This is a genomic window from Erythrobacter sp. JB3-1 (assembly GCF_057364995.1).
On record NZ_CP200289.1, the window covers coordinates 2,532,192 to 2,545,704 of the forward strand.

General features: G+C 59.3%; 15 protein-coding genes and 1 tRNA gene. 15 read left to right on the forward strand and 1 reads right to left on the reverse strand.

Features of this window, described 5'->3' with window-relative positions:
• Nucleotides 1–25: 25 nt before the first annotated feature.
• From AC0V6M_RS12025 to lpdA, 4 genes are read left to right on the forward strand one after another with little or no spacing between them, the layout of a single operon-like run.
• A complete protein-coding gene (locus AC0V6M_RS12025; protein ID WP_486139046.1) occupies nt 26–1,321 on the forward strand; it encodes a pyruvate dehydrogenase complex dihydrolipoamide acetyltransferase in 1,296 nt (431 codons plus the stop codon).
• A complete protein-coding gene (locus AC0V6M_RS12030; protein WP_486139047.1) occupies nt 1,318–1,728 on the forward strand; it encodes a hypothetical protein in 411 nt (136 codons plus the stop codon). The genes AC0V6M_RS12025 and AC0V6M_RS12030 overlap by 4 nt, the downstream gene beginning before the upstream one ends.
• Nucleotides 1,721–2,104 (forward strand): acyl-CoA thioesterase, encoded by a 384-nt coding sequence (locus AC0V6M_RS12035; RefSeq protein WP_486139048.1) that lies wholly within the window; start codon nt 1,721–1,723, stop codon nt 2,102–2,104. Before AC0V6M_RS12030 ends, AC0V6M_RS12035 begins: the two co-directional genes overlap by 8 nt.
• 31 nt (nt 2,105–2,135) lie before the next feature.
• On the forward strand, nt 2,136–3,545 hold the full coding sequence (gene lpdA, locus AC0V6M_RS12040) for a dihydrolipoyl dehydrogenase (RefSeq protein ID WP_486139049.1): 1,410 nt from the start codon (nt 2,136–2,138) through the stop codon (nt 3,543–3,545).
• A 48-nt stretch (nt 3,546–3,593) separates the two neighbouring features.
• On the opposite strand, the gene AC0V6M_RS12045 is transcribed toward lpdA, so the two are convergent.
• Nucleotides 3,594–3,683: transfer RNA gene (locus tag AC0V6M_RS12045), tRNA-Ser, on the reverse strand.
• A gap of 69 nt (nt 3,684–3,752) precedes the next feature.
• On the opposite strand from AC0V6M_RS12045, the gene AC0V6M_RS12050 reads away from it, so the two are divergent.
• The 11 genes from AC0V6M_RS12050 to mazG all read left to right on the forward strand — a co-directional run bounded on the left by AC0V6M_RS12050 (nt 3,753) and on the right by mazG (nt 13,510).
• Nucleotides 3,753–4,670: an aminotransferase class IV gene (locus AC0V6M_RS12050; protein ID WP_486139050.1), complete on the forward strand. Its 918-nt coding sequence runs from the start codon at nt 3,753–3,755 to the stop codon at nt 4,668–4,670.
• A complete protein-coding gene (locus AC0V6M_RS12055; protein WP_486139051.1) occupies nt 4,667–5,404 on the forward strand; it encodes a sulfotransferase-like domain-containing protein in 738 nt (245 codons plus the stop codon). The genes AC0V6M_RS12050 and AC0V6M_RS12055 overlap by 4 nt, the downstream gene beginning before the upstream one ends.
• 79 nt (nt 5,405–5,483) lie before the next feature.
• Nucleotides 5,484–6,530, forward strand: a complete 1,047-nt coding sequence (locus AC0V6M_RS12060; protein ID WP_486139052.1) for a lytic murein transglycosylase — start codon at nt 5,484–5,486, stop codon at nt 6,528–6,530.
• Between the two features lie 103 nt (nt 6,531–6,633).
• A complete protein-coding gene (locus AC0V6M_RS12065) occupies nt 6,634–7,764 on the forward strand; it encodes a D-alanyl-D-alanine carboxypeptidase family protein (protein ID WP_486139054.1) in 1,131 nt (376 codons plus the stop codon).
• Nucleotides 7,761–8,411 carry a dTMP kinase gene (gene tmk, locus AC0V6M_RS12070; RefSeq protein WP_486139055.1) on the forward strand — a complete coding sequence of 217 codons (651 nt, stop codon included), beginning with the start codon at nt 7,761–7,763 and terminating at the stop codon, nt 8,409–8,411. The genes AC0V6M_RS12065 and tmk overlap by 4 nt, the downstream gene beginning before the upstream one ends.
• On the forward strand, nt 8,408–9,370 hold the full coding sequence (locus tag AC0V6M_RS12075; RefSeq protein WP_486139056.1) for a DNA polymerase III subunit delta': 963 nt from the start codon (nt 8,408–8,410) through the stop codon (nt 9,368–9,370). The genes tmk and AC0V6M_RS12075 overlap by 4 nt, the downstream gene beginning before the upstream one ends.
• Complete coding sequence (gene metG / locus AC0V6M_RS12080; protein WP_486139057.1) at nt 9,363–10,943, forward strand: methionine--tRNA ligase; 1,581 nt, start codon at nt 9,363–9,365, stop codon at nt 10,941–10,943. Before AC0V6M_RS12075 ends, metG begins: the two co-directional genes overlap by 8 nt.
• Nucleotides 10,943–11,719: a TatD family hydrolase gene (locus AC0V6M_RS12085; RefSeq protein ID WP_486139058.1), complete on the forward strand. Its 777-nt coding sequence runs from the start codon at nt 10,943–10,945 to the stop codon at nt 11,717–11,719. Before metG ends, AC0V6M_RS12085 begins: the two co-directional genes overlap by 1 nt.
• Nucleotides 11,716–12,483: an MBL fold metallo-hydrolase gene (locus tag AC0V6M_RS12090; RefSeq protein WP_486139059.1), complete on the forward strand. Its 768-nt coding sequence runs from the start codon at nt 11,716–11,718 to the stop codon at nt 12,481–12,483. Before AC0V6M_RS12085 ends, AC0V6M_RS12090 begins: the two co-directional genes overlap by 4 nt.
• Nucleotides 12,480–12,650, forward strand: a complete 171-nt coding sequence (locus AC0V6M_RS12095; protein WP_486139060.1) for a hypothetical protein — start codon at nt 12,480–12,482, stop codon at nt 12,648–12,650. Before AC0V6M_RS12090 ends, AC0V6M_RS12095 begins: the two co-directional genes overlap by 4 nt.
• Before the next feature lie 83 nt (nt 12,651–12,733).
• Nucleotides 12,734–13,510: a nucleoside triphosphate pyrophosphohydrolase gene (gene mazG, locus AC0V6M_RS12100; protein ID WP_486139061.1), complete on the forward strand. Its 777-nt coding sequence runs from the start codon at nt 12,734–12,736 to the stop codon at nt 13,508–13,510.
• Nucleotides 13,511–13,513: the final 3 nt, after the last annotated feature.

Here is a 13,513-nt window from a genome sequence, read left to right on the forward strand (position 1 = left end):
CCAGCGACGAGGATTTGACCGCTCCATGGCCGTAGAAATCAAGATGCCCGCTCTCTCTCCAACGATGGAGGAGGGGACGCTTGCCAAATGGTTGGTGAAGGTCGGCGATACTGTGAACTCTGGCGAGATCATGGCCGAGATTGAAACCGACAAAGCAACGATGGAATTCGAAGCGGTCGACGAAGGCACCATCGCGGCGATCTTGGTCGAGGAAGGCAGCGAGAACGTTGCGGTCGGTACGGTTATCGCGATGCTGGCGGAAGAAGGCGAAGATATTGGCGATGTGAGCGCGCCGAGCGCCGCGCCTGCGCCAAGCGCCCCGGCAGAGCCAGCGGCTGAAGCGCCTGCTGCGCCAGCGGCAGCTCCTGCTCCAGCAGCGCCTGCGCCAGCAGCAAGATCTGCGGCTGCATCATCGGAAGGGCGGATTGTCGCCTCTCCTTTGGCGAAGCGGATCGCGGAGCAAAAGGGTGTCGATCTCTCGCACGTCACCGGCTCTGGCCCGAATGGCCGGATTGTGAAAGCAGATGTCGAGGACTCGAGCGCCAGTGCAGCGCCCGCTGCAAGCGCGTCTGCACCTGCGGCTCAGCCAGCGGCTGCGCCCACGCCCTCCATGTCGCCCGATGATGGCGGCGCGCCTTACAGCGAGGCGAAGCTCAACAATGTTCGTAAGGTCATTGCTCGCCGCCTGACCGAGGCGAAGCAGCAAATTCCGCACATCTATCTGACGGTCGATGTTCAGCTCGATGCGCTGCTGAAACTGCGTAAAGAACTCAACGCATCGCTTGAGGCAGACGGGGTGAAACTCTCCGTCAACGACCTGATCATCAAGGCGCTGGCACGCTCGCTGCAACGTGAGCCGCAATGCAATGTCAGCTTCCAAGGCGACGTTATGCATGAGTACAGCCGCCAGGATATTTCTGTCGCGGTGGCTGCGCCTTCCGGCCTGATCACGCCCGTGATCCGCGATGCCGGGCGCAAGGGGCTCGCTGAAATCTCAACCGAGATGAAGGAGCTGGCTGGCAAGGCACGCGATGGCAAGCTGATGCCGCATGAATATCAGGGCGGCACGGCTTCGCTCTCCAATCTCGGCATGTTCGGCACCAAGCATTTTGATGCCGTGATCAACCCGCCGCAGGGCATGATCCTGGCCGTCGGCGCGGGCGAACAAAGGCCAGCGGTCGTTGATGGCGCGCTTGGCATTGCGACCGTGATGACTGTGACGGGCAGTTTCGATCACCGCGCAATCGACGGGGTGGACGGGGCGAAATTGCTCGCTCAATTCCAGAGCCTGATCGAAAATCCAATGGGGCTGGTGGTGTGACAATTGCCGTATTGGGCAAGGCGATCATAATTGCGTTTATAGCCGCTCTTACGGCGTGGCTGTTTCCCATCGCATATCTGATTTCTAACGGGGATAGCCTTGATCTCAATCCTGCCTCGCCGGTGCGTCAGGGGAGCACTATTGCCTTGCTCGGCAGCTATTGTGTTGGCCTGCCGGTGTCGCTCCTAACCTACTTCCTTGCGCGGCGACATCTCATGCAATCGCCGTTGACTTTGTTCACAATCGCGGCGCTCGCCGGGGTGGTGATGATCCTCGTCTGCCTCGTGTTTGGTGACAGGTTCTTGGCGTTGATGTTTGGCGTCCCATCTCTGATCGCAGCGCTGGTCTTTGCCACTCTTGGCTGGTTCTGGATTCTAAAGCCGGAGCGAGAGGCTGCGAATGTCTGATCGCAGCCCTCTTATCCGCGTCACGGCTATGCCTGCTGACACCAACCCCTATGGCGGTGTGTTTGGCGGATGGCTGATGAGCCAAATGGCGCTGGGCGCTGGCTCTTTGGCGAGCCGCGAGGGACAAGGCAAAGCGGTGGTCGTGGCCGCGACGGATTTCGCCTTTCCGGGCGCGATGGAGGTCGGCGATGAACTGTCGATCTATTGCGAGATCAGCGTGCGCGGCAACACATCACTGACTATTCAGGCGGAAGGCATCGCCCGAACACGGAATGGCGAGGCCACCACCAAAGTTTCTCAAGGCACTTTCAAATTTGTAGTTCTGGATGCCAATGATCGGCCGCGCGCGCTCGCTGCGCCGCCTCAGATCGTTTAGGCGCTTTTCTCCCCAAGGAAGGATATTCTCGATGGCCAATTCTTATGATGTGGTTGTTCTTGGCTCTGGCCCCGGCGGCTATGTTGCAGCGATCCGTTGTGCTCAGCTGGGCCTCAAAACGGCGATTGTTGAGCGTGAGAACCTCGGCGGTATCTGCCTCAATTGGGGTTGTATCCCGACCAAGGCGCTGCTGCGCTCGGCGGAGATATTTCACTACATGCAGAATGCGGGCGATTACGGCCTGAAGGCGCAAGGGATTGAGGCCGATTTGGAGGCTGTGGTGAAGCGCAGCCGCGGCGTCGCAAAACAGCTTAATCAGGGCATTGGCCACCTGATGAAGAAGAACAAGATCACCGTTCACATGGGTGAAGGCAAGCTGACTGGGCCGACCAGCCTCACTGTGAAGGGCGATAAGGGCGAGGAGAAGCTCTCCGCCAAGCATGTGATCGTCGCGACCGGCGCGCGCGCTCGCGACCTGCCGTTTGCGCCCGCTGATGGGAAGCGCGTGTGGACCTATCGCCACGCAATGACCCCGCCTGAAATGCCGAGCAAGCTGTTGGTAATCGGTTCGGGCGCGATCGGTATCGAATTTGCAAGCTTCTATAACGATATGGGCGCGGATGTGACGGTGGTCGAAATGCTCGACCGGATCGTGCCAGTTGAGGATGCTGACGTTTCTACTTTCCTCGAAAAATCGCTTACCAAGCAAGGCATCAAAGTGATGACTGGCGCCGGAGTGGATGAACTGAAAGTTGGCGCCAAAGGCGTCACCGCGACGATTAAGGACAAGGCTGGCAAAGCCTCGACCACAGAATTCAGCCATGTGATCACCGCCATCGGGATCCAGCCCAATACTGAGAATATCGGGGTGGAAAAGCTGGCTGAAATGGACCGCGGCTTTATTCAGATTGATCCGTTTGGTCGCACCAAGACCAAAGGCCTCTGGGCGATTGGCGATTGCACGCCTGGGCCATGGCTGGCGCATAAAGCGAGCCACGAGGGCGTGAGCTGCGCCGAGGCGATCGCTCAGGAGCTGGGCAATAAGGATGTTCACCCGCACCCGCTTGATCGAAATAACATCCCAGGCTGCACCTATTGCCACCCGCAAATCGCCAGCGTCGGGATGACCGAAGCGGCGGCAAAGGAGGCAGGGCATAAGGTTCGTGTCGGCAACTTCCCCTTCATCGGCAACGGCAAAGCCATCGCGCTCGGCGAAGCGGAAGGCTTCATCAAAACGGTGTTCGATGCGGGCACGGGCGAGCTGCTAGGCGCGCATATGATCGGCGCGGAGGTCACTGAGCTGATCCAAGGCTATACCGTGGGCAAGACCTTGGAGACGACCGAGCAAGAGCTGATGCAAACGGTCTTCCCGCACCCGACTTTGTCAGAAATGATGCATGAGAGCGTGCTCGACGCCTATGGCCGCGCGCTGCATTTTTAGAGCCAGCCTCTAAACGCAAAAAGGCCCCACAAATGTGGAGCCTTTTAGTGGCGGACAGTCAGGGATTCGAACCCTGGAAGGGCTTGCACCCTTGCCGGTTTTCAAGACCGGTGCATTCGACCACTCTGCCAACTGTCCGCGCTGGGGACGCTCGCTAGCGACTGAATTCGCTGTTGTCACCCATAAAGGTCAGCCTAAAACGCAAATATGGCAAAAGGCACTCATGATTACGCGGCTGACCCGCGCAATGACACCATTCTGATCAACGTCAACGGGGCGCTCGTGCCGCGAGCAGAGGCCAGCGTTTCCGTGTTCGACAGCGGATTTATGCTGGGCGATGGCGTGTGGGAGGGACTGCGCGTTCACAAGGGCAAGGTCGCGTTTCTTAAAGCGCATCTTGACCGTCTGTTTGAGGGCGCAAAGGCGATTGCGATGGACATCGGCCTGTCGCGAGAGGAACTGACAGAGCGGCTCTATGCCACCATCACAGGTAATGCGATGGAGGGCGAAGAAGGCGTGCACATTCGCCTGATGGTGACACGCGGCATTCGCTCAACGCCCTATCAAGACCCGCGCGTGGTCATTTCGCCTGCCACTATCGTGATTATCCCGGAATATAAGACGGCGCTGCCCAGCACCATTGAGGACGGCATTCGGTTGTTCACCGTGCATGTGCGGCGCGGCGACCCGGCGGTTCAGGATCAGAAACTCAATTCGCATTCAAAGCTCAATTGCATCACCGCCTGTATCCAAGCGACACAGGCGGGCGCGGATGAGGCGCTGATGCTCGATCCGCATGGCTTTGTCGCGACCTGCAATTCGACGCATTTCTTCATTGTTCGCAGCGGTGAGGTTTGGACCTCCAGCGGGGATTATTGCCTTGGCGGTATCACTCGGTCGAACGTCATCCAGATTTGCCGAGAGCAGGGCATTCCGGTGTTCGAAAAGAACTTCTCGCTCACCGATGTCTATGGCGCGGATGAGGCGTTCGTCACCGGCACTTTTGCGGGCGTTGTTCCCGCGACGGAAGTGGACGGCCGGGTGCTTACGCAGGGGAGGGGGCCGTTGGTCGAACGACTGCAAGGCCACTACCGCGAACTGATCGACCGGGATGTTGCGCAATGACAGCGCCGATCCGCATCGCGATGTGGAGCGGTCCGCGCAATATCTCCACCGCCATGATGCGCAGTTTTGGCGCACGCGCCGACTGCGCGGTTAGCGATGAGCCCTTTTACGGCGCGTTCCTAAAACACAGCGGCGAGCCCCATCCCATGGCGGCAGAGACAATCGCCGATATGGATTGCGACTGGCATAGCGTGCTCGCCGCGCAATCTGGCCCAGTGCCGGGCGGCGCGCCTGTCTGGTATCAGAAGCATATGCCGCATCACATGATTGGCGGTGTGCATATTCGCGATATGCCAGATCATACGCACGCATTTCTGATCCGCGCACCAGAGCGTGTGGTTGCGAGTTACCGTGCCAAGAATGAGCTGCGACGCCCGGAAATGCTGGGGTTTGCGCAGCTGCGCGAATATTTCGATATAGAGGCAGATCGCAGCGGGATAGCGCCAGTGGTGGTTGATTCCGACGCGATTTTGCGTGATCCGCCAAAGGTGCTTTCGGGCCTGTGCGCTGCGCTTGAGATCGCTTGGGATCTGGCCATGCTTGAATGGCAAAAGGGGCCGCTGCCCGAAGACGGCGTGTGGGGCGCGCATTGGTATGACAAGGTCAACGCCTCGACCGGCTTTGGCCCTGCGCCGGGCTCATTGCCAGAGCTGGAGGGGCAATATCGCAAAGTCGCTGATGCCTGCCGCGAAGACTACGAATATCTCGCGTGCCGTGCATTTCATTCCGACTGACACATTTTTTCGTGAAGTCTGTCGATTAGATTGCATTCGATAATTGGCAATTCATGTTGGCTGTGAGAATAACCGGGGCATGGCTTTGAACAAACTCGCAATCACCGCCGCCGCTCTCATGGCGGCCCTCGGCACCCCTCCGGCGTCTACCCCAGCAATCGCTCAGCAGAGCAGCTCTGCGACGCAGTCGTTTGGGGCCTATATGGAAACGCTGAAAGCGCGCGCGCGGGCCGAAGGTGTTAGCGAGGCGACAATCCGGCGGATGACGACCGATCTGACTCCGAATGACCGGGTGATCCGGCTTGATCGCGGACAACCGGGCAGCCCAACCCGGCGCGGCTATCCCGCGCTTGCGCCCTACATCTCAAAGCATGTGAACCCGACCCGCATTGCCGGCGGACGCCGAGTGTTTGGCGAAAACCGCACAACCCTGCGCCGTATAGAGGCCGAATATGGCGTGCCAGCGCAAATCATGGTCGCGATTTTTGGGCATGAGACCAGCTATGGCCGGATCCGCGGCAATTTTGACCTGTCGCGCAGCCTCGCAACGCTCGCATGGGAGGGGCGCCGCCGCGAACTCTTCTCCGGCGAATGGGTCGCGCTAATGAAGGTCGCCGACAAAGGCTATTCACGCCAGCAATTGGTCGGCAGCTATGCGGGTGCCTTTGGCAATCCGCAGTTCTTACCCTCGGTCTATCTGCGTTTGGCGGAAGATGGGGACGGCGATGGCCGGGCGAACATCTTCTCCAACCGCGCGGATACATTTGCCTCGATTGCGAACTATTTCAAAGACGCGGGATGGCGCACGGGTCAGCCATGGGGCGTGCGTGCGCGCGTGCCGAGTGGTTTCAACGTCGATGCCTATAAGACGAAACTGCGTGCGCCGGTGTGCCCGCGTGTCCACGAACGCCACAGCCAGTGGAAGACAGTGCGCGAATGGCGCGAGCTTGGGGTTCAGCCTCAGCGACCGCTGGCGGATGATACGCTCGCCTCGCTGTTCCAGCCCGATGGCCCGGGACGGCCCGCATGGCTGCTTACCAGCAATTACCGCGTGATCCTGGAGTACAATTGCTCCAACTATTACGCGATGAGCGTTGGGCTGCTGGCTGACGAGATCGTGAACTAAACCGCGCGGCGTCTCGCCAAGGCGAAAGGCTGTGGTTATAGCTGCGCTGGTGAGTGTTAGCGTCTCAAATTTGCAAGCTAAAGCCCGGATTGCGGCGGCTTTTATGGCCATGCTCTGCGCCCCGAGCGTAGCGTCCGGGCAAAGCGCGCTGTTGCCTGCGGTTCCGACTGACAGTGAAGCGCCGATTGCCTTGTTAGTGGATGTCACCAGCGGGCAAGTCCTGCATGCGCGCGAGGAAAACCGCCGCTTTGTTCCAGCCTCCATGACAAAGGCGATGACGACCTTTCTCGCTTTTGAACTGATGGAAGAAGGCGTGCTCCAGCCCGCTGAAGTTTTCACCATTCGTCCAGAGACTTGGCGCGAGTGGAATGGCAAGGGTTCGACCATGTGGCTGCCCGCTGATGCGCGCATTCGGGTTGATGAATTGCTGACCGGGATCACAACCGTCTCGGCCAATGATGGCTCCATCGTTTTGGCAGAGGGGCATGCGGGATCGGTTGCCGCGTGGACCGCGCTGATGAATGAAAAGGCGCTGTCGATTGGGATGACGAACAGCCGCTTTGGCACGCCCAATGGCTGGCCCGACGAAGGCAAGACCTTCACGACCGCGCGCGATCTTGTCACGCTGGGCACAGCGCTGACATCGAAGCATACGCAGAAATACACGCGTTTCATCGGGCGCGGGCAGTTCACCTATAACGGCATCACGCAAAGCAATCGCGATCCTTTAGTCGGATCGTTTGAGGGCGGGGACGGGATCAAAACCGGCTACACCAACGAATCCGGCTTTGGCTTTCTGGGCACAGCGAAACGCGATGGCCAGCGGCTCGTTATGGTGATTGGTGGTGTTGGCAGCCAAAGCGCACGGGCGCGGCTAGCCAAGAGCTATCTCGAGTGGGGTTTTTCCGCCTTTGACAGCCGCCGCGTTGTTGGCGGCGACAAACAGGTCGGATTTGCGCGGGTGCAGAATGGCGCAAGCCGGCGGGTCGCTCTGGTCACAGATGGTCCAGTGTTCGTGAATGTGCCGAAGGGGCAATCGCCTGAGGTTTCAGTGGCGATCACCTATGACGGCCCGCTGCGCGCTCCCATTGCCGCGGGTGAACAGGTCGCCAGCTTGCAGATCTCAGTCGAGGGCATGGAGCCTGCCAATGTCCCATTGCTAGCAAAAGAGGACGTAGGCGAGGCTGGCGTGTTTGACCGGCTGATCAATGGTCTGACTGGGTGGCTCCCATGAGTGGGGGCGCTCGAAATGGCCGTTTCATCGCCTTTGAAGGCGGCGAAGGAGCGGGCAAATCAACTCAAGCACGAATGCTGGCCGAGACCTTGGAAGCGCGCGGGATCGAGGCGGTCCTAACCCGCGAACCGGGCGGTACACCGGGGGCGGAAGCGATCCGCAATCTGTTGCTCGATCCTCCCGGAAAAGGCTGGGGCGCACAGGCTGAGGCGTTGTTGTTCGCGGCTGCACGCGCCGACCATGTCGCCCGCGTTATCTGCCCGGCGGTAGAGCGCGGCGCATGGGTGATCTGCGACCGCTTTGTCGATTCAAGCCGCGCCTATCAAGGCGGGGCAGGGCATGTCGGCGATGAGGCGGTGCAAGCACTCCACCGAATCGGCAGCGGCGGCCTGCGCCCAGACCTCACCATCCTCGTGGAAATTGACGAGGCGCGTATGTTGGAGCGCTTGGCCGAGCGGGACGGCGATGCCAGCGACGCGATTGGCGGGCGCAGCCGTGACTATCACCGCGCCGTGGCGGATGCGTTTCGTGCTCTCGCAGCAAGCGATCCGAACGGATTTGCAGTGATCGACGGCGGCGGCTCACCTGAGGAAGTTCAAACCCGTGTTCTCGCGGCGCTCGAGCCAATGCTGAGCGCTTCTGCATGAATTGGCCCAATCACGATGGCCCATGGCGGCAATGGCGCGATGCCTTGACCAGTGAGCGGATGCACCATGGCTGGCTGCTCGCGGGCAAGAGCGGGCTTGGCAAACATGACTTCGCATTGGCCGCCGCGCGCGAGCTGGTGGATGAACCGGGCGTGCCGCAACCTGCGGGCGAGCATCCCGATATCATCACGCTAACCCATCTGCCCAAGGACGATAAGGAAGAGAAGAAGCGCGAGGAGGGCAAGCCCTACCAAATCAAGCGCAATATCTCCGTCGCGCAGATCCGCGCGATGCAAAAGCGGCTCAACACTCGGCCGACGTTGGGTTCGCGGCGCGCCATCATTGTCGACCCGGCCGATGATATGGAGACCTCCGCCTCCAATGCTCTGCTCAAAAGTCTGGAAGAACCGCCGCAGGGCACGTTTTTCCTGCTGGTGACGCACCGTCCATCGCGGCTTTTGCCGACGATCCGTTCGCGCTGCCGCATCATGCGCTTTCCTGTGCTGAACGCTCGCCAGCCGGAGGAGATGCTCAGCGAGCAATCGGGCGAGACCAATCCGGCGGCACTGGAGGCAGCGCGGCTTGCCAGCGGCGGATCTTACGGCGCGGCTTTGCGCTTTATGAATCAAGACCTCGCACCGATTGCAGCCAGCATTGGCGGCTTGCTGCGCGAAGGCGACCCTCAGTTTACTGGGCGGGGAGAGCTGGCCCGCCTAATCGGCGGCCGCCCAGACCGCGAACGATTGCAAGCCGTGCTCGAACTGGCGCAGGCCATCACGGCGCAGGCCGCACGCTCCGCCGATCCGGCGCAGCGCATGGCTCTGATCGAGGCGCATGGAGAGCTTGTCGCGCTTGCGGGACAGGCGCCGACCTTCAACTATGACGCCGGCCTGCTGGCGATGGAGATCGGAACCTTGCTTGTCTCCGCCTCTGGCGCTAGCGCACGGCCCAATGTCTGAGCCTCAAAACACCGATCCGTTCTACGTCACCACCGCGATTAGCTACCCCAATGGGCGGCCGCATATCGGCCACGCCTATGAGGCGATTGCCGCTGATGTGATCGCCCGGTTTCAGCGCCTGCAAGGGCGCGATGTGCGGTTTCAAACCGGCACGGATGAGCATGGCCTCAAAATGGCTCGCAAGGCCGAAGAACAAGGCCGCACCGCGCGTGAGCTGGCGGATGAAATATCCGGCTATTTTCAGGATATGTGCGACGCGCTGAATGTGAAATATGACCGCTTTATCCGCACGGTTGAAGACGATCATCATCGCGCGAGCCAAGCCATTTGGCAGGCGATGGAGGCCAAGGGCGACCTTTACCTCGATCGCTACGAAGGTTGGTATTCGGTCCGCGACGAGGCCTATTATGACGAAAGCGAGTTGAAACAGGGCGAGGGGGGCGAAAAGCTCTCTCCTGAAGGCACGCCAGTTGAATGGACAGTTGAGGAAAGCTGGTTTTTCCGCCTGTCGAAATATCAGGACCAATTGCTCGAGCTGCTGCGCACACCGGGCTTTTTAGAGCCTGCAAGTCGCCGCAATGAAATGATGGCCTTTGTTGAAGGCGGGCTGCGCGACCTCTCGGTCAGCCGCACCAGCTTCGATTGGGGTGTGAAAGTGCCCGGTTCAGATAATCACGTCATGTATGTCTGGGTCGATGCGCTGACCAATTATCTCACCGGGCTTGGCTATCCGGATAAGACCGGCGACTATGCGAAATACTGGCCCGCCGATCTGCACCTGATCGGCAAGGATATCGTGCGCTTCCACACGATCTACTGGCCCGCGTTCCTGATGAGCGCTGACCTGCCGACGCCTAAGCGGGTGTTTGGGCACGGGTTCTTGCTGGCTCGCGGCGGCGAGAAGATGAGTAAGAGTGCCGGGAATGTCGTTGATCCAATTGAATTGGCAGAGACTTTTGGGGTGGAGCCGCTGCGCTATTTCCTGCTGCGCGAAGTCGCCTTTGGCCAGGACGGCAGTTATTCCCCAGAGGCAATTGTAAACCGTGCCAATGCGGAACTCGCCAATTCCTTCGGCAATCTGGCGCAGCGCACCTTGTCGATGATCGCCAAGAATATGGATGGCGTTTTGGAGAATGTCGCGCCTACCGAGGCCGATGAAATGCTGCTGTCGCAGGTGAGGGCAGCGGCCACGGACGGCCTGCCGAACGCGTTTCACGATCTGGCGTTTTCAGTCGGCATCGAGGAGTGGATCAAGGCCGTTTATGCGTGCAATCAATATGTTGATGAGCAGGCACCCTGGACTTTGCGCAAGACCGATCCAGAGCGGATGAAGGTCGTGCTGCTCACTTTGTTCATGGCGCTGCGCGATCTTGGCATAGCGATCCAGCCCGTCGTGCCTGAAAAAGCCGCTGCGTTGCTCGACCAGCCGGGCATTCCAGCGGATGAGCGCGCCTACGCAAACCTGAGCGATACCCAGTGGTATGCGCGCCTTGTCGAAAGCGGCTTTACCGTCGGCAAGCCGACGCCAATCTTCCCGCGGCTCGACCTGCCAGAGGGCGAGGGGGCCGAATAATGCTCGTCGATAGCCATTGCCACCTTGAATATAAGGGCGTGATTGAGGACCAGCAGGGCGTGCTGGAGCGTGGGCGCGGCGCCGGGATTGGCGCATTTCTCAACATTTCGACCAAGAAAAGCGAATGGGATCAGGTGGTTGGCACCGCCAATCGTGAGGTGGACGTGTTCGCGAGCGTCGGCATCCACCCGCATGAGGCGGACAAGCATGGTGATCTGACCCGCGCAGAATTGCTCGCGGCGACTGATAATCCCAATGTCATTGGCATTGGGGAAACGGGCCTCGATTATTATTACGAGCATTCCGACAGAGCGACGCAAAAGCGCCTGTTCCGCATGCATATTGATGTCGCGCGCGAGGTTCAGCTGCCGGTGATTATTCATACGCGCGATGCCGAAGAGGACACGCTGGAAATCCTCGCCGACGAGATGGAGAAGGGCGCGTTTCCGGCGCTGATCCATTGTTTCACAGCCTCGGCTGAGTTTGGGCAGAAAGTCCTCAATCTGGGCCTATCGATCTCGATTTCTGGCATCGTAACATTCAAGAACGCCAAAGACTTACAGGCCGTGGTTAAGGATGTACCGTCGGACCGCTTGTTGGTTGAAACAGACAGTCCTTTCCTCGCTCCCGTGCCGCATCGCGGGCGTCCATGCGAGCCGGCCTTTGTTGCTGATACGGCGCGGTTTGTGGCGGAGCTGAGAGGTCAAGAACTCTCAGAATTAGCGGAGCAAACCACCGCGAATTTCAAACAATTGTTCAGCAAGGCGGCGCTGTGAAGGTCATCATGCTCGGCTCGGGCACCTCGACAGGGGTCCCGCGAATTGGCGATGATTGGGGCGATTGCGACCCGAACGAGCCGAAAAACCGCCGCACCCGCGTATCGATCGTGGTTGAGAGCAATGATGGATCGCGCGTGCTGGTCGACACGTCGACTGATTTGCGCGCGCAATTGCTGGCCAACAAGATTGGCAAGGTTGATGCAGTGTTCTGGACCCATGATCACGCAGATCACTGCCACGGGATCGATGACCTGCGCGTGATGCGCTATGGCCGAGCCGCGCCAATTCCGGGCTTTGCCGGTGAGGACACCGCGCGGCGTTTGCGCCAACGCTTTGGCTATGTGTTCGCCGGGCAAGAAGGCTATCCGACCATCGCCAAGCTGGAAACGCTCGATAATATTCGGATGGCGGCGGGTTTCGGCGTGGAATGGTGCCAAATGGAACACGGTCCTGGCGAAACAACCGGTTATCGGTTCGAAGCGGACGGCAAATCAATCGCTTACGCAACGGACTTTAGCGCAATCTCGGAAGAGATGGTTGAGCTCTATGAGGACGTCGATATCCTGGTGAGCGATTGTTTGCGGCGTGATCCGCATCCAACGCACGCCAATCTGGCGATGGCTTTGGAACTGGCCGAACGCTGCGGCGCGAAGAAACTGGTGCTGAGCCATCTGGATAAGAGCATGGATTATCAGACGCTCGTTGATGAGACGCCGGATCACGTGGTGGTCGGCTATGATGGATTGGAGCTTATCGCATGACAGAGATGGCGGTTTTGCAGATTGTCCTGGCGATTGGTTGGCTGGTTTTGGTCGGCAGCGCTTATGCGTCTTACCAGAAAGACTGGGGTAAGACCGCACAGCAGGCTCTGACGTGGGTTGCGATCTTCGGCGGAGCGTTTCTGTTGGTAAGTCTGATCAGAGGCTGAGGGGCATCATAGGCCATTGGTACATTGTCTGTTATTTAACATAATATATATTATCAATCTTATATTACGGAACTGCGGGCCCAATGAGCGATACTCCCCCATCCAGTCAAATTGATCGATTGCTCGGTATTATGGCGCGGTTGCGCGATCCCGAGACCGGCTGTGAATGGGATGTCGCGCAAAACTTCAAGACAATCGCGCCTTATACGATCGAAGAAGCCTACGAAGTGGCCGATGCGATTGAGCGCGCGAATATGGATGAATTGCGCGGTGAACTTGGAGATCTGCTGCTGCAGGTCGTGTTTCATGCGCGCATGGCTGAGGAAGACGGTGAATTCGCCTTTGAGGACGTCGCCCGGTCGATTTCAGACAAGATGGAGGCGCGCCATCCGCATATCTTCGGCGGTGAATACGGAACCATGGGGGAAACCCGCTGGCAGAACCTGAAAGAGGCCGAACGCAGCGAAAAAGGCGAAACCAGCGCGATGGACGGCGTTGCCTTGGCGCTGCCGGCGCTGATGCGGGCGCAAAAACTGCAAAAGCGCGCCGCGCGAACTGGGTTTGACTGGCCGGACACTGCTGGGCCTGCCGCCAAAGTAACTGAAGAAATGCAGGAGCTTGAGGCGGCATCTTCGGATATTCACAAGGCTGAGGAAGCGGGCGATCTGTTGTTTGCGGCGGTGAATTACGTCCGCGCGCATGGGATCAGCGCTGAGGATGCCTTGCGGGCGGCCAATGCCAAGTTTGAGCGGCGGGTTCGCAGCATGGAGGCGCTGAGCGAAGGCGCATTCGCGGATCTATCGCTCGATGAGCAAGAACGGCTGTGGCAACAGGTAAAGCGGAACGAAAAGCCTGACTAAACG